The sequence below is a fragment of the Micromonospora sp. NPDC049102 genome (assembly GCF_043197485.1).
GTDB lineage: Bacteria > Actinomycetota > Actinomycetes > Mycobacteriales > Micromonosporaceae > Micromonospora.
On record NZ_JBICTE010000005.1, the window covers coordinates 58,177 to 74,020 of the forward strand.

Consider the following 15,844-nt stretch of genomic DNA (forward strand, 5'->3'; position numbering starts at 1 on the left):
CAGATCCGGGACCGCCACCGACTTCGCCCCTAAAACCCACCCCTAGAGGGACCTCGCGCCCTCACCCGCGCGATCTTGCACTTCCAGTCGCCGTTTTACGGTCTTTCGCCACAGTTGTCGCGACCGAAAGTACAAGATCGCGGAGAGCGGAGAGCGTGCAGCCTCAGTCGAGGGGGACTTGGGCGGCGGCGCGGGCGTGGCGGGCGCTGACCGCTGTCATCGCCCATCCCGCCGCGGCAAAGCCGGCCGCCGCGGCGACGGCGATGATGACCAGCCGCCAGGCCGACTCGGTGAGCGCGGTGCCGCCCAGGTGCCCGACCAGCGCGCCGTAGGTTGCCCACCCCAGCGCGGCGATCGTCTCGTAGAGCGCGAACAGCCGGTACGGGTAGCGGCTGCGGCCGGCCGAGAAGCAGGCCGCCATCCGCCCGCCGGGTACGAACCGGCAGAGCAGGATGACCAGCGGCCCGGGTTGTCGGAGTCCCTGGGTGACCCGGCTGGCGACGCGGCGGGCGCGGCTGGGCTCGGCGTGCCGGGGCACCCGCCGGTCGGGGGCGACGCGGCCGAGCAGGTAGCAGGCGAGGTCACCGGCGAAGACGCCGAGCGCGCCGACGGCGATGGTGACCGGCAGGCTGAGCCCTCCGTACACGGTCAGCGCACCGCTGGTGATCATGACGATCTGGGTGGGGATGACGGGCACGAAGGCGTCGGCGATGAGGAGCCCGAGCAGCACCAGGTACGCCCACGTCGGCGATGCGACGTCAGTCAGTAGTTCAGGCACGCCTGCCACCTCGCCGGATGCGGCCGATTGGGTGTCTTGAGCCTGACGGCATGGCCGGCGTCACCATGGACAGCCCCGTGTTGCCGTGACCGTCGACACCACAGGGCCACCCTGTTCCAACGAGACGGGCACCCGCTGGTGACGGGTCCAGCCCGGCCCGAGGTGGTCGCCGGATCGGCGTTCGTCGGCGTACCGTGGTCGGCGCGGCCCAGCACGTCGGGTCCCCCGTTCCTGACGACGCGGGCCGCCCAGGGCCGCCGGCGGGTCCCGCGCCGGCGGCCCGCCTCCCTGCTCACCGCCGCAAATCCGGGTGCGTCCACGACCGCCCGACGGCTAGCGTCGCCGTATGCGCAGCGCGGTAGTGATGACGACGACGCCGGGTGTCCCCGGCGTGCCGCTCTGACGTAACCACCGTCGACCAGGCCCCGGGGCGATCCGCCCCCGAGGGCCGTGCGGCGTTCGGTGCCCAGGTCGCCTCCGGGTCGTACCCGATCCAGGAGCCCGACATGATCGACCACCGCAAGCTCGGCCGTGAGCTGGACCTGTTCGTCTCCGATCCGCTGGCCGGAGCCGGCCTGCCGATCTGGCTGCCGGCCGGCGCCGCCGCCCGGCACGCCGTCGAGGAGTACGTCCGGGAGTTGGAGCGCCGCTCCGCTCACCAGCACGTCTACTCGCCGCCGCTGGGCAAACGCGAGCTGTTCGAACTCTCCGGCCACCTCGGCTACTTCGCCGACGACATGTTCCCGCCGTTGCGGCTCAGCGCCGACGACGAGTTCGTACTCCGGCCGGCGCTCTGCCCGCACCACGCGCTGGTCTTCCGGGCGCGCGGGCGCTCCTATCGGGAGCTGCCGCTGCGGATCGCCGAGTTGGGCGGGATGTACCGCTCGGAGCGCTCAGGGGTGCTCGGTGGACTGTCCCGGGTACGCGCCATCTCCCTCAACGACGCGCACACCTTCTGCGCCCCCGAGCAGGTCAGCGCGGAGGTCGCCGAGATCCTCCGGCTGATCCGCGCCGCGCACGCCGCGCTCGGCGTACGGCCGGCGGGGTTCCGGCTCTCGTTGCGCGGGCCCGGGGAAAAGTACGTCGGCGACGACGCGCAGTGGGCCCACGCGGAGGAACTACTCCGCGACGCGCTGGCCGGCGTGGAGTATGTCGAGGCACCGGGAGAGGCCGCCTTCTACGGTCCGAAGATCGACATTCAGATCGTCGACGCGGCTGGCCGTGAGTCGACCATCTCCACCATCCAGGTGGACTTCGACAAGCCGGAGCGGTTCGACCTGTCGTACACCGACTCGGACGGCAGCCGGCGGCGGCCGGTGATGCTGCACCGCAGCCTGGTCGGCAGCATGGAACGGCTGTTCGCGTACCTCATCGAGGCGCACGAGGGCGCGTTCCCGGCCTGGTACGCGCCCGTGCAGTTGGTGGTGCTGCCGGTCGGCGACGGGCAGGCCGACGCGGCTGCGGACCTGGCCCGGCGGGCGGTCGACGCCGGCCTGCGGGTCGAGGTGGACACCGCCGGCTCGCTGGGCGCCCGGGTCCGGGACGCGACCCGCCGCCGCGTCCCGTACCTCGGGGTGCTCGGTGCCGCCGAGGTCGCCGACGGTGCGCTCGCCCTGCGACTGCGCGACGGCCGGGCCCTGGCCCCGATGCCCGCCGACGCCGCGCTCGCCCTGATCGGCGGGCAGGTCGCGGCCCGCGCGGCCGACCTGCTTCCGCCGGGCTGACCCGCCCGCCGATCCGGTTGCGTGCACGACCGGCCGCCCTCAGACCGACGCGGGCTGCGCGGCGGCGGCGGCCGGTTCCTCGTCCACCGCGGCGCCGGTGAACTGCGAGCGGTAGAGCCGGTGGTACGCGCCGTGGGCGGCGAGCAACTGCTCGTGGGTGCCCTGCTCGACGATGCGGCCGTCCTCCATCATCAGGATCAGGTCGGCGTCGCGGATGGTGGAGAGCCGGTGCGCGATGACGAAGCTCGTCCGGTCCGAGCGCAGCGCCGCCATCGCCCGCTGGAGCAGCACCTCGGTACGGGTGTCCACCGAACTGGTGGCCTCGTCGAGGATCAGCAGGGACGGCTCGGCGAGGAACGCCCGGGCGATGGTGATGAGCTGCTTCTCGCCGGCGCTGACGTTGCTGCCCTCCTCGTCGATGACCGTGTCGTAGCCGTCGGGGAGGCTGCGCACGAACCGGTCCACGAAGGTGGCCCGGGCCGCGGCGACGATCTCCTCCTCGGTGGCGTCGGGGCGGCCGTAGGCGATGTTGTCGCGGATGGTGCCACCGAACAGCCAGGTGTCCTGGAGCACCATGCCGATCCGTCCACGCAGGTCGTCGCGGCGCATCGTGGTGATGTCCACACCGTCGAGCGTGATCCGGCCGGCGTCCAGCTCGTAGAACCGCATGACCAGGTTGACCAGGGTGGTCTTGCCGGCGCCGGTCGGACCGACGATCGCCACCGTGTGCCCCGGCTCGGCGACCAGTGACAGGTCGTCGATCAGGGGCTTGTCCGGTGCGTACCGGAAGGAGACGCCCTCGAACTCGACCCGGCCGTGCGGGTCGACGACCCGGGCCGGCTGGGCCGGGTCGGGGCTCTGCTCGTCGGCGTCGAGCACCGCGAAGACCCGCTCGGCCGACGCCACTCCGGACTGGAGCAGGTTTGCCATCGACGCGAGCTGGGTGAGCGGCTGGGTGAACTGGCGGGAGTACTGGATGAACGCCTGCACGTCACCGAGGCTCATCGTGCCGGAGGCCACCCGCAGGCCGCCGACCACGGCGATGGCCACGTAGCTCAGGTTCCCGATGAACATCATCGACGGCATGATGATCCCGGAGATGAACTGCGCGCCGAAGCTGGCCTTGAACAGCTCCTCGTTCTTCGCGTGGAACGCGGCCTCCACCTCGCGCTGCCGGCCGAAGACCTTCACCAGCTCGTGCCCGGTGTACGCCTCCTCGATCTGGCCGTTCAACTCGCCGGTGTGCGTCCACTGGGCGATGAACTGCTTCTGGGACCGCTTGGCGATGCGCTGCGTGACCAGTACCGACAGGGGCACCGCGACGAGCGCCACCAGGGCCAGCAACGGCGAGATCCAGAACATCACGGCAAGCACGCCGACCACGGTGAGCAGCGAGGTGAGCAGCTGACTGAGGGTCTGCTGGAGGCTGGTCGAGATGTTGTCGATGTCGTTGGTGACCCGGCTGAGCAGCTCACCGCGCGGCTGCCGGTCGAAGTAGGGCAGCGGCAGTCGGTTGAGCTTCTCCTCCACCTCGGCGCGCAGCCGCAGCACCGTGCGCTGGACGACCCCGTTGAGCAGCCAGCCCTGCCACCACGACAGCACGCTCGCCGCCAGGTACAGCCCGAGTGCCAACAGCAGCACCCGGCCCAGCGCGTCGAAGTCGATGCCCACACCGGGCACCACGTCCATCCGGGCCAGCATGTCGGCGAAGCTGTCGTTGCCGCTCGCCCGGGCCGCCGCGACGGCCTGGTCGACCGTGGTGCCGGCGGGCAGTTGCCGGCCGATCACGCCGCTGAAGATGAGGTCGGTGGCGTGGCCCAGGATCTTCGGGCCGGCCACGTTGAAGCCGACGCTCACCACAGCGAGGCTGATGATCGCGCTCAGGTGCAGGCGGTGCGGACGCAGCCGGCCGAGCAACCGGCGGGCCGACGGCCCGAAGTTCATCGACTTCTCGGCGGGCATCCCCGCGCTCATCCAGGGCGGGCCGCCGCCGGGCCGGCCCGCCGGCAGGCGCTTGGGCGTCCGCCCGTCGCCGCCGGGCTGTGGCGCCCCGTCGGTCGCGGTCGGCGCGTCGCCGGCCGGCTTCTGACTGGGTACGGCCGGGGTCCGTGGTTCGTCACGCTCGCTCATGCCGCCACCTCCGCCGTCTGCTGGGAGGCCACGATCTCGGCGTACGTCGGGCAGGTCTCCAACAACTGGGCATGTCGTCCCACTCCGACGACCCCTCCGTTCTCGAGCACGATGATCTGGTCGGCGTCGACGATGGTGGACACCCGCTGGGCCACGATCACCACCGCCGACTGCGCGGTGATCGGCCGTAGCGCCGCCCGCAGCCGCGCGTCGGTGCCGAGGTCGAGCGCGGAGAACGAGTCGTCGAACAGGTAGATCTCCGGCTGCCGGACCAGTGCCCGGGCGATGGCCAGGCGTTGGCGCTGCCCGCCGGAGACGGTGCTGCCGCCCTGTGCGATCGGCGCGTCCAGCCCGCCGGGCATCTGGGCCACGAAGTCGCGCGCCTGGGCGATCTCCAACGCCGCCCACAGCTCCTCGTCGGTGGCGTCCGGGTTGCCGTAGCGCAGGTTGCTGGCGACCGTCCCGGTGAACAGGTACGGCCGCTGCGGCACCAACCCGATGCGTCGCCACAGCTCGTCGGGTTCCAATTCGCGGACGTCCACCCCGTCGACCAGCACCGCGCCGTCGGTGACGTCGACCAGGCGGGGAATGAGCGACAGCAGTGTCGTCTTGCCGGCGCCGGTGCTGCCGATGATCGCCGTCGTGGTGCCGGCGGTGGCGGTGAAGGAGATGTTCCGCAGCACCGGTTCGACCGCGCCCGGGTACTGGAAGTGCACCCCGCGCAGCTCCAGTTCGGCCCGGCTGGGCAGTTCGGTGACCGGCGCGGCGGCGGGGACCACCGAGGAGTCGGTGTCCAGCACCTCGACGATCCGCTCGGCGCAGACCGCCGCGCGGGGGACCATCATCAGCATGAAGGTGGCCATCATCACGGCCATCAGGATCTGCATCAGGTACGCCAGGAAGGCGGTGAGCGCCCCGATCTGGATCGCGCCCGAGTCGACCCGCTGCGCGCCGAACCAGAGCACCGCCACGCTGGACACGTTCAGCACCAGCATGACCACCGGGAAGATCAACGCCAACAACCGTCCGGTACGTAGGGCGGTGGCGGTCAGGTCGGCGTTGGCGACACCGAAGCGGTCCGTCTCGTACGGCTCGCGGACGAACGCGCGGACCACCCGGATGCCGGTGATCTGCTCACGCAGCACCCGGTTGACCGTGTCGATCCGGGTCTGCATCAGCCGGAAGCCCGGCACCATCCGCCGGATGATCGCGCTCAGCGCGACGGCCAGCACCGGCACGCTGACCAGCATCAGCCAGGAGAGCCCGATGTCCTCGCGCAGCGCCATGAACACCCCACCGACGCTCATGATCGGCGCGGCGACCAGCATGGTGCAGCTCATCAGCACGAGCATCTGCACCTGTTGGACGTCGTTGGTGTTGCGGGTGATCAGCGACGGTGCGCCGAACCGGGCCACCTCACGGGCGGAGAAGCGGTTGACGTGCGCGAACAGCCGGGCGCGGACGTCCCGGCCGAAGCCCATCGCGACCCGCGCGCCGAGGTATACGGCGGCGATCGAGCAGACGATCTGGATCAGGCTGACCAGCAGCATCCAGCCGCCGGTGTGCACGATGTAGCCGGTGTCGCCCCGCGCCACGCCCTTGTCGATGATGTCCGCGTTGAGGCTGGGCAGGTAGAGCGAGGCCATGGTGCCCACGAACTGGAGCAGCACCACCGCCAGCAGTGGTCTCTGGTACTGGCGCAGTTGATCGCGCAACAGTTGGATCAGCACGACGGTTCCTCCGCGTCGGTGGGTCGTCCGGTCATCTGCGGGTCGTGGCCGCTGCCGATGACTTCGAGTAGGAACTCCCGGATCACCTGAGCCTTCGCCGGGTCGGCGTCGACCGAGGTGAGCGGGCGTCCGGAGTGCATGAGAGCGCCGAGGGCGGCCACCCGCTCCCGGCCGGCGGGGGTGATGGCGAGTCGGATGCTGCGCCGGTCGCTGTCGTCGCGCTGCCGCTCGACCAGGCCGTCGCGTTCGAGGGTGTCGACGATGCCGGTCAGGGTGGCCGGGCGGACGAAGCCCTTCTCGGCGACCTGGCGGTGGGGCAGCTCGCCGTGCCGGGCGAGCGTCATCAGGGTGATCATGCCGGCCTGGGTGAGGCCGTGCTCCTCGGCGAGGTAACGGTTCCACCGCTGCCCCACGAGGTGCCCGGCCACGACCAGCAGTCGGCCGAGCGGCACATCCTGGAGGGTGACGAGTTCCACGGGAGTAGATTAGTCCCCTGATAGTCAGGCCCCAAACGAAATGCCGACAGCGGTGGCGACGAACAGCAGCCCGCGAAGTCCTGGCCCGCCTGACCCCCAACCCGCCAAACCCCGCCCCCGCCCCCGCCCCCGCCCCCGTTGATCATGAAGTTATCGCCGTGACACGCCGAGGCGAGAGGCAATAACTTCATGATCAACGCGGGCGGGGCGGGGGGGGGGGGGGGGGGTTACCAGCTGGTGGGGAGGGGCATTCCTTCGGTGAAGCCTGCGGCGCTCTGGACGCCTACTATCGCCCGCTCGTGGAACTGGGTCAGGTTGCGGGCGCCGGCGTAGGTGAAGGCGCTGCGTACTCCGGCGATGATCTCGTCGATCAGGTCCTCCACGCCGGGCCGGTTCGGATCCAGGTGCATCCGGGCCGAGGAGATGCCCTCCTCGAACACCGCCTTGCGGGCCCGGTCGTACGGGCTGTCGTCGGCCGTACGCGCGCTGACCGCCCGCGCCGAGGCCATGCCGAAGCTCTCCTTGTACCGCCGCCCGTCCGGCTCCGTGTAGAGGTCACCGGGGGACTCGTAGGTGCCGGCGAACCAGGAACCGATCATCACGTTCGACGCGCCGGCGGCCAGCGCGAGCGCCACGTCGCGGGGGTGCCGCACGCCGCCGTCGGCCCAGACGTGCCGCCCCAGCTCCCGTGCCGCCGTCGAGCAGTCGAGGACGGCGGAGAACTGCGGCCGGCCCACGCCGGTCATCATCCGCGTGGTGCACATCGCGCCCGGACCGACACCGACCTTGATGATGTCCGCACCGGCCTCGACCAGGTCGCGTACGCCCTCGGCGGTGACCACGTTGCCGGCCGCCACCGGCACGCCCGGGTCCAGCTTGCGGACCGCCCGCAACGCCGAGATCATCCGCTCCTGGTGCCCGTGCGCGGTGTCCACGACCAGCGTGTCCACACCCGCCTCGAGCAGCGCGGCGGCCTTGCCGGTGACGTCCCCGTTGATGCCGACCGCAGCCGCGATGCGCAGCCGACCCCGGTCGTCCACGGCCGGCGTGTAGAGGGTGGCCCGCAGCGCGCCCTGCCGGGTCAGGACGCCGACGAGCCGGCCGTCGGCGTCCACCACCGGGGCGAGCCGACGTCGGCCGGCGGAGAGCCTGTCGAACCCGGTACGCGGGTCCGCGTCCGCCGGGACGGTGTGCAGCTCGGTGGACATCACGTGCCGGAGCTGGGCGAACCTGTCCACGCCCAGGGTGTCCGCCTCGGTGACCACGCCCATCGGCCGGCCGGCGTCGTCGACCACGATCACCGCGCCGTGCGACCGCTTCGGCAGCAGGTGGATCGCGTCGCCGACGGTCTCGGTCGGGCCCAGGGTGATGGGCGTGTCGTAGATCAGGTGCCGCTGCTTGACCCAGGCGACGACGTTCGCGACGACCTCGATCGGGATGTCCTGCGGGATCACCGTGATCGCGCCCCGCCGGGCCACCGTCTCGGCCATCCGCCGCCCGGCGACCGCCGTCATGTTCGACACCACCAGCGGGATGGTGGTGCCGGTGCCGTCGCCGGTGGACAGGTCCACGTCGAGGCGGGAGCCGAGGTCGGAGCGGGCCGGCGCCATGAAGACGTCGGTGTAGGTCAGGTCGTGCGCGGGAACCGCGCCGTGAAGGAAGCGCACCTGAACATCATTCCTGCTCGCGCCCACTCCTGCCGCCGCTGGTGGTCCAAACCACCCCACCACCCGGTCCTGCGCGGTGGGTCACGAGCCGTCGCGTGCGCCGGCACGGCCGTGGGCAGCGGTCCGTCGCGACGTGGGCGGTCCCGTCGATCAGGTCAGTCGCGGGTGGCGCTCTCGTAGGCCGCGCGAAGTTCGTCGACAGCTCGTCGGGCGTGCGGGTCCGGGCGGGGGACGCCGAGGTGCAGCTCGCGGAGGTCGTCCATGAAACGGGCGAGCAGTTCGGGGCCGCCGTCGCGGAGCAGTTCGGCGCGCACCCGCAGGCGACGGTCGCCGCCGCGCTGGGCCAGCCCCCACGTGCCGAACGCCGCCATGACCGGCAGTGTCTGGATGCCCGCCTCGGTCAGCGAGTAGGCCGCCCGCTGCCCCCGGCGGGCGTCCTCACGGGTGAGCAGGCCCGCGTCGCTGAGGCGCCGCAGACGGCTGCTGAGGATGTTCGGCGCGATGCCCTCCTCGCTGCCGGTGAGCAGCTCGCGGAAGTGCCGTCGATTGCCGAACATGATGTCCCGAAGTACGAGCATCGCCCACGGATCGCCCAGGACCTCCACCGCCTGGTTGATCGGGCAACCCGAGCGTGGCGCCGACTCCATCGAGCCCTCCCGGCAAGTGATTGCATCTTGCTATCACCTCATCCTAGGGTAGGGCGGAGCAGTTGCATATCGCTATCACTTAGGGAGAGCCCATGCCGGGACGATTCGTGTACTGGATGAACGTGTCCACCGATCTGTTGATCGAGCATGCTCACGGCGAGCAGGGTGGCGGCACCTGGATGCGCATCGGAGAGTCACTGCACCGCGAGTTCAACGCGCGGGCGCGGTCACTGTCGCTCATGGTCCAGGGGCGCACGATCCACGAGACGATGGAGGGATTCTGGCCGGCAGCGCGCGACGACGAGTCGCTGCCCGACTACCTGCGCGAGTACGGCGAGATCTGGACCTCGAAGCCCAAGGTGCTGGTCTCGCGCACGCGTACCAGCGCCGAGTACGACACCGTGATCATCGGCGGCGACGATGCCATCGGTCAGCTCGCGGAGCTACGGCGGCGGACCGACGGTGACATCGGTGTCGGCGGCGCCACACTGGCTACGGCGCTCTTGCGCGCAGGGCTGCTCGACGAGTTGATGCTCTTCACGCATCCCGTCATCCTCGGTGCCGGCCGCCCTCTGTTCGACGGCCACGACGTGCCGCTCGAGCTGGACCTGCTCGAGCAGGCGCGCTTCGACGAGGGCGTCACGCTCCATCGATACGCCGTCCGAAGCGCGCCTGCACCGCTGCCGCAGACCACGTGACGGGTCCGCCGCCGAGTCAGCCCACCCCTCAGGCGATGGTGCAGATGGCGGCGCCGGCGGTGATCACGGCGCCGACCTCGGCGGTGAGCCCGCTGACCGTACCGGCCTTGTGGGCGTGCAGGGGCTGCTCCATCTTCATCGCCTCGAGCACCACCACCAGGTCACCCTCGGCAACGGTGTCGCCGTCGGCCAACGCGATCTTGACGATGGTGCCCTGCATCGGGGAGGTGAGCGCGTCGCCACCGACCGGTGCGCCGGCCTTGACGCCGCCGCCGCGCCGGGTCGCCTTACGGGAGGCGGGTGCGGCTGTGGTCGTACTCCCGCCGAAGCCGGCGGGGAGGCTGACCTCGATGCGCTTGCCGCCGACCTCGACCACGACGGTGTCGCGTTCGGCCGGCGCGTCGGCGGTGCCGGCGGTGGCGGCGAACGGCGGCACGGTGTTGTGGAACTCGGTCTCGATCCACCGGGTGTGCACGGTGAACGGTTCGGCGGTGAACGCCTCGTCCCGCACGACAAGCCGGTGGAACGGCAGCGCGGTGGCCATCCCGTCGACGACCATCTCGTCGAGGGCGCGGCGGGCGCGTTCCAGCGCCTCGGTCCGCGTCTCACCGATGATGATCACCTTGGCCAGCAGCGAGTCGAAGTTGCCGCCGATCACGTCGCCGGCCGAGATGCCGGTGTCCACGCGGACGCCGGGCCCGGTGGGCAGGCGCAGCGTGGTGACGGTGCCGGGCGCGGGAAGGAAGTTGCGCCCCGGGTCCTCGCCGTTGATCCGGAACTCGATGGCGTGCCCGCGCGGCGTCGGGTCCTCGGTGATCCGCAGCTTCTCGCCGTCGGCGATCCGGAACTGCTCGCGGACCAGGTCGATGCCGGCGGTCTCCTCGGTGACCGGGTGCTCGACCTGGAGTCGCGTGTTGACCTCCAGGAAGGAGATCGTGCCGTCCTTGCCGACCAGGTACTCCACCGTGCCGGCGCCGTGGTAGCCGGCCTCGCGGCAGATCGCCTTGGCGCTGTCGTGGATCTGCGCGCGCTGCGCGTCGGTGAGGAACGGCGCGGGGGCCTCCTCCACGAGCTTCTGGTGTCGGCGCTGCAACGAGCAGTCCCGGGTGCCCACCACGATCACGTTGCCGTGCTGGTCGGCGAGGACCTGCGCCTCGACGTGGCGCGGCTGGTCCAGGTAGCGCTCCACGAAGCACTCACCGCGACCGAACGCCGCGACGGCCTCGCGGGTGGCCGACTCGAAGAGCTGCGGGATCTCCTCCATGGTGCGGGCGACCTTGAGGCCCCGCCCGCCGCCGCCGAAGGCGGCCTTGATGGCGACCGGCAGGCCGTGGTCGACGGCGAACCCCATCACCTCGTCCGGGCTGCCCACCGGGTCGGGGGTGCCGGGGACCAGCGGCGCGCCGGCGCGCTGGGCGATGTGCCGGGCGGTGACCTTGTCGCCCAGGTCGCGGATCGCCTGCGGGGTGGGGCCGATCCAGGTCAGCCCGGCGTCGATGACCGCCTGGGCGAAGTCGGCGTTCTCACTGAGGAAGCCGTAACCCGGGTGCACCGCGTCGGCGTCGGCCCGGGCGGCGATGTCGAGCAGCTTGTCGATGCGCAGGTACGTCTCGGTAGCGCTGTCCCCGCCGAGCGCGTACGCCTCGTCGGCGAGCGTGGCGTGCAGGGCGTCGCGGTCGGAGTCCGCGTACACGGCGACGCTGCCCAGGCCGGCGTCACGACAGGCGCGGATGACCCGGACGGCGATCTCGCCGCGGTTGGCGATCAGTACCTTGCGCACCTTCGTGGCTCCTCCCGGCAGGTTACTGACGGGGAGTGTATCGGCCACCCCGGGCGGCCCCTAACGATCGCTCAGTGTGGGATGACGCACTGAGCTTAGTCAAATTTGGCTATTACGCTTGGCTGGTGTCTGCGACTCGGATGATGATCCTCGGGCTGGTGCGGTGGATGCAGCCCGTGCACGGCTACGACGTGCGCCGCGAGCTGCTGAGCTGGAGCGCCGACAAGTGGGCGAACGTGCAGCCCGGCTCGATCTACCACGCGCTGCGCAAACTCACCGAGGAAGGGCTGCTGCGGGCCGTCGCGACCGAGCAGGTCGGCGCCCGTCCGGCGCGTACGACCTACGAGGTCACGCAGAAGGGGGACGACGAGTTCGAGACCCTGCTGCGCAACTTCTGGTGGAACTTCACCGAGCCGGTCGACCCCTTCACGGCGGCCTTCTCCTTCCTGCCCGCGATGCCCCGGTCCGAGGCGGCGGCGGCGCTGCGCAACCGGGCCAACCTGCTGCGCGCCGGCATGGAGTCGATGCGCGCCTCGCTCCAGTCGGACTGGGTGCGCAACACCAAGCCGGTGCACGTCGGTTGGATGTTCGAGCTGTGGTCGGCGAAGGCGGAGGCGGAGCTGAACTGGTGTGAGCGCATCGCGGAGCGGATCGAGTCCGGAGTGTCGTACCTGCCTGCTGAGCTGGCGAACGCCGAGGGTTGGTCGGGCCCACGGGAGGGCGAGGAGCGGTTCGACCGTGACGCGAAATAATCAACGTTGACTACAGACGCTATATCGCGTTAGCCTGCTGTCGGCACAGCGGGGGAGTGCGCCGTCCGGCGTCGTCCCACTCGACGGCCGGCCCGACCGACCGGATCGACACTCGACGGCCGGCTCGGCCGGCCCGACCGACCAGGAGCAGAAATGATCGAGACCAGGGGGCTGCGGAAGTCGTTCCGCTCCCGCGCGGGTCGAGAGACGAAGACGGTGGACGCCGTGCGCGGCGTCAACCTCGAGGTCGCCGAGGGCGAGATCTTCGGCTTCCTCGGCCCCAACGGCGCCGGCAAGACCACCACGCTGCGGATGCTCGCCACGCTGATCGAGCCCGACGGTGGCGAAGCCACAATCGCCGGCGCCGACCTGCGCAAGGACCCGGCGGAGGTCCGCCGCCGGATCGGGTACGTGCCGCAGGGCGGCAGCACCTGGGACGAGTCGACCGCCCGCGAGGAGTTGGTCCTGCACGCCCGGATGTACGGCATCGGCAAGGCCGACGCACAGCAGCGCGCCGTCCGCGCGCTGGAGGCCTTCCAGCTCACCGAGTACGCCGACCGCAAGTGCAAGACGTACTCCGGCGGCCAGCGTCGGCGGGTCGAGATCGCGCTCGGCATCATCCACGAGCCGAAGATCGTCTTCCTGGACGAGCCGACCACCGGCCTCGACCCGCAGAGCCGCGCCCACATGTGGGACGAGATCCGGCGGCTGCGCAACGACGGGATGACCGTCTTCATCACCACGCACTACCTGGACGAGGCCGACGCCCTCTGTGACCGCATCGCGATCATGGACAACGGCGAGGTCGTCGCCGAGGGCACGCCGGCCGAGCTCAAGCGCGAGATCTCCGGGGACGTGGTGCTCGTCGGCCTCGACCTGGCGGACACCCCCCAGGCCACCAAGGCGCTCGACGGTGAGCCGTACGTCAACAAGCTGGAGACCGCCGACGAGGGCGGCCTGCGCCTCTACGTCGACGAGGGCGCCACCGCCATCCCCCAGGTGCTGCGCCGCCTCGACCACGCCGGTCTGGAGCTGCGCTCGATCGAGCTGCACCGGCCCAGCCTGGACGACGTCTTCCTGACCAAGACCGGCCGCTCGCTGCGCGAGTCCTGACCCCGGAGAGACGACTCATGAAATTCGCCCGCGACACGTGGCTGATCTTCCAGCGGCAGATCCAACTTCTGCTGCGTAACCCGGTCTGGGTCTTCGTCGGCGTGTTCCAGCCGGTGATGTACCTGCTGCTCTTCGCCCCACTGCTCAAGCCGGCCCTGAACGCGCCCACCCAGGCCGCCGCCTACAAGATCTTCGTACCGGGCCTGCTGGTGCTGTTGGCCATCTTCGGCGGCCTGTTCCAGGGCTTCGGCCTGATCGCCGAACTGCGCGCCGGCGTCATCGAACGCTCCCGGGTCACCCCGATCAGCCGGCTCGCCCTGCTGCTCGGTCGCTCGCTGCGCGACGTGGTGTCGCTCATCGTGCAGGCCGTCATCATCACCCTGCTGGCGCTCCTGTTCGACCTGCGGGTCTACATCGGTGACCTGCTGCTGGCGTACCTGATGCTCGCCCTCATCGCGCTCATGACCTCGGCCGTGTCCTACGGCGTCGCGCTCAAGGTCAAGAGCGAGGACGCCCTGGCCCCGCTGATGAACACCGTGGCGCAGCCGGTGCTGCTGCTCTCCGGCATCCTGCTGCCGCTGACCTTCGCACCGGGCTGGTTGCAGGGCATCGCAGACTGGAACCCGTTCTCCTGGGCGGTCGACGGCACCCGGGCACTGTTCGCCGGTGACCTGGGCAGCGACAAGGTCTGGCAGGGCCTGACCATCACCGCGGTCCTCGCGGCGCTGGGCGTCTTCTGGGCCGCCCGCCAGTTCGCCCGCAGCGTCCGCTGACGCTTGCCCTTCGCCGTAGATCGGGGTGCCCCTCTTCGTAGGGGCACCCCGATGCCGGGTTGTCGGGGTTCAGCGCACCCGGGCGAGCGTGAGACCGTCCGCGATCGGCAGCATCACCGGGTCGACCCGCACGTCGGCCAGCACCTCGTCGTTGAACGCGGCGATGGCCCGGTCGTTGACGTCCTGCGGTGCGACGACCCGCCCGCCGCGCAGCACGTTGTCGACGGCGATCACCCCGCCCGGCCGCATCCGCGGCACCAGCTCGGCCCAGTAGACCGGGTACCCGGTCTTGTCGGCGTCGATGAACGCGAAGTCCAGGTGGCGCTCCTGCGGCAGCTCGCGCAGCGTGTCACCGGCCGGGCCGATGCGCAGCTCGATGCGGTCCTGCACTCCGGCGCGGGCCCAGTAACGCCTGGCGATCCCGGTGTACTCCTCGGAGATGTCGAAGCAGGTCAGCTGCCCGCCTTCGGGCAACCCCCGCGCAATGGCCAGCGCCGACAGGCCGGTGAACGTGCCAACCTCGACAGCCTGCCGTACGTCGAGCAGCCGGGTCAGGAACGTCAGGAACGCGGCCTGCTCCGGTGCCACCTGCATGGTGGCGTGCTCCGGCAGCGCCGACCGGGTCTCCTCGGCCAGATCCTGGATGATCTCGTCCGGCGGTGCGCCGTGTGCGACCAGGTACGCGTGCAGCTCGTCGGTGAGTGGGATCGACTTGGTGGTCATGAATGGACGTTACCGAGCGGCTCGACCGATTGGCCGCCCGGCGCGACCTTTGTCCACAGGTCCGTGATCTCCAGACCCAGTTCCGCCAACAGCCGACGCAGCAACGGCATCGACAACCCGACCACTGCACCGGGGTCACCCTCGATTCGCTCCACGAACGACCCGCCCAACCCGTCGATGGTGAACGCGCCCGCCACCGCCAACGGCTCGCCCGTGGCGACGTACGCGGCGATCTCGTCGTCGCTGATGTCCGCAAAGTGGACGACAGTCGACGCGACCGCCTCTGCCCGCTGCCCGCTGACCAGGTCGATCAGGCAGTGTCCGCTGTGCAGGACGCCACTGCGCCCCCGCATCCGCAACCAACGACGGGTGGCGTCCGCCGGATCGGTCGGCTTGCCGAGAATCTCCCCGTCGAACGCGAGCACCGAGTCACAGCCAATGATCAGAGTCCGCTGACCGGTCCCGGCAGTGGCGTCCTCGCCGGCGCTGCCGGTGGCTGGGTTAGCGTCGGTGGCTGACCTTGCGTCGGCGGCTGAGCTTGCGTCGGCGGCTGGGCTGGCGTCGGTGTCGTTGGCTGGGCCGTTCGGCGCGGTGCTGCCGGTGCCGGCGGCCGGGCTGACGGCTTTCGTCGTGGCGGCCGGGTGCAGCCGGCCAAGCACCGCTTGTGCCTTGAGCCGAGCCAGCTCCAGGCACAGATCTTCGGCGCGATCGGTCACCACCACGGATTCGTCCACCCCGCTGACCAGCACGTCCGGCTCGATGCCGGCAGCCTGGAGCAATTTCCGGCGAGCAGGGCTGGCAGAGGCGAGCACGAGGCGGAGCGGCAGAGTGTCAGACACCAGCCCGACGTTAC

General features: G+C 70.8%; 14 protein-coding genes. 5 read left to right on the forward strand and 9 right to left on the reverse strand.

From position 1 onward, the window contains the following. Nucleotides 1–163 precede the first annotated feature (163 nt). Nucleotides 164–778 carry a DedA family protein gene (locus ACGFH9_RS07725; RefSeq protein WP_393216706.1) on the reverse strand — a complete coding sequence of 205 codons (615 nt, stop codon included), beginning with the start codon at nt 776–778 and terminating at the stop codon, nt 164–166. Nucleotides 779–1,284: 506 nt separating this feature from the next. Between ACGFH9_RS07725 and thrS the strand changes: the two genes are divergently transcribed. Then, nucleotides 1,285–2,502, forward strand: coding sequence for a threonine--tRNA ligase (gene thrS / locus ACGFH9_RS07730; protein WP_393216708.1), 1,218 nt, complete (start codon nt 1,285–1,287; stop codon nt 2,500–2,502). Nucleotides 2,503–2,541: 39 nt separating this feature from the next. Here the strand turns inward: thrS and ACGFH9_RS07735 are convergent, their stop codons facing one another. The 5 genes from ACGFH9_RS07735 to ACGFH9_RS07755 form a co-directional block, all read right to left on the reverse strand. Next, a complete protein-coding gene (locus tag ACGFH9_RS07735; protein ID WP_393217010.1) occupies nt 2,542–4,476 on the reverse strand; it encodes an ABC transporter ATP-binding protein in 1,935 nt (644 codons plus the stop codon). A 152-nt stretch (nt 4,477–4,628) separates the two neighbouring features. Beyond that, a complete protein-coding gene (locus tag ACGFH9_RS07740; RefSeq protein ID WP_393216710.1) occupies nt 4,629–6,362 on the reverse strand; it encodes an ABC transporter ATP-binding protein in 1,734 nt (577 codons plus the stop codon). Then, entirely contained in the window at nt 6,356–6,838 is a 483-nt protein-coding gene (locus ACGFH9_RS07745; protein WP_393216712.1) for a MarR family winged helix-turn-helix transcriptional regulator, read from the reverse strand. Before ACGFH9_RS07745 ends, ACGFH9_RS07740 begins: the two co-directional genes overlap by 7 nt. 227 nt (nt 6,839–7,065) lie before the next feature. Further along, nucleotides 7,066–8,505: a GuaB1 family IMP dehydrogenase-related protein gene (locus ACGFH9_RS07750; protein ID WP_393216714.1), complete on the reverse strand. Its 1,440-nt coding sequence runs from the start codon at nt 8,503–8,505 to the stop codon at nt 7,066–7,068. Nucleotides 8,506–8,660: 155 nt separating this feature from the next. Next, complete coding sequence (locus ACGFH9_RS07755; RefSeq protein WP_393216716.1) at nt 8,661–9,152, reverse strand: winged helix-turn-helix transcriptional regulator; 492 nt, start codon at nt 9,150–9,152, stop codon at nt 8,661–8,663. A gap of 92 nt (nt 9,153–9,244) precedes the next feature. On the opposite strand from ACGFH9_RS07755, the gene ACGFH9_RS07760 reads away from it, so the two are divergent. Then, nucleotides 9,245–9,850, forward strand: coding sequence for a dihydrofolate reductase family protein (locus ACGFH9_RS07760; RefSeq protein ID WP_393216718.1), 606 nt, complete (start codon nt 9,245–9,247; stop codon nt 9,848–9,850). 28 nt (nt 9,851–9,878) lie between these two features. Here the strand turns inward: ACGFH9_RS07760 and ACGFH9_RS07765 are convergent, their stop codons facing one another. Continuing rightward, nucleotides 9,879–11,630 carry an acetyl/propionyl/methylcrotonyl-CoA carboxylase subunit alpha gene (locus ACGFH9_RS07765; protein ID WP_393216720.1) on the reverse strand — a complete coding sequence of 584 codons (1,752 nt, stop codon included), beginning with the start codon at nt 11,628–11,630 and terminating at the stop codon, nt 9,879–9,881. 140 nt (nt 11,631–11,770) lie between these two features. On the opposite strand from ACGFH9_RS07765, the gene ACGFH9_RS07770 reads away from it, so the two are divergent. The 3 genes from ACGFH9_RS07770 to ACGFH9_RS07780 all read left to right on the forward strand — a co-directional run bounded on the left by ACGFH9_RS07770 (nt 11,771) and on the right by ACGFH9_RS07780 (nt 14,268). Continuing rightward, complete coding sequence (locus ACGFH9_RS07770) at nt 11,771–12,382, forward strand: PadR family transcriptional regulator (RefSeq protein ID WP_393217011.1); 612 nt, start codon at nt 11,771–11,773, stop codon at nt 12,380–12,382. A 153-nt stretch (nt 12,383–12,535) separates the two neighbouring features. After that, nucleotides 12,536–13,495 (forward strand): ATP-binding cassette domain-containing protein, encoded by a 960-nt coding sequence (locus ACGFH9_RS07775; RefSeq protein WP_393216722.1) that lies wholly within the window; start codon nt 12,536–12,538, stop codon nt 13,493–13,495. A gap of 17 nt (nt 13,496–13,512) precedes the next feature. Beyond that, nucleotides 13,513–14,268, forward strand: a complete 756-nt coding sequence (locus ACGFH9_RS07780) for an ABC transporter permease (protein WP_355239372.1) — start codon at nt 13,513–13,515, stop codon at nt 14,266–14,268. Nucleotides 14,269–14,337: 69 nt separating this feature from the next. Here the strand turns inward: ACGFH9_RS07780 and ACGFH9_RS07785 are convergent, their stop codons facing one another. Both ACGFH9_RS07785 and ACGFH9_RS07790 read right to left on the reverse strand, forming a co-directional pair. Next, entirely contained in the window at nt 14,338–14,991 is a 654-nt protein-coding gene (locus tag ACGFH9_RS07785; RefSeq protein WP_393216725.1) for an O-methyltransferase, read from the reverse strand. Next, on the reverse strand, nt 14,988–15,830 hold the full coding sequence (locus ACGFH9_RS07790) for a Maf family protein (protein WP_393216727.1): 843 nt from the start codon (nt 15,828–15,830) through the stop codon (nt 14,988–14,990). Before ACGFH9_RS07790 ends, ACGFH9_RS07785 begins: the two co-directional genes overlap by 4 nt. Between the last annotated feature and the right edge of the window lie 14 nt (nt 15,831–15,844).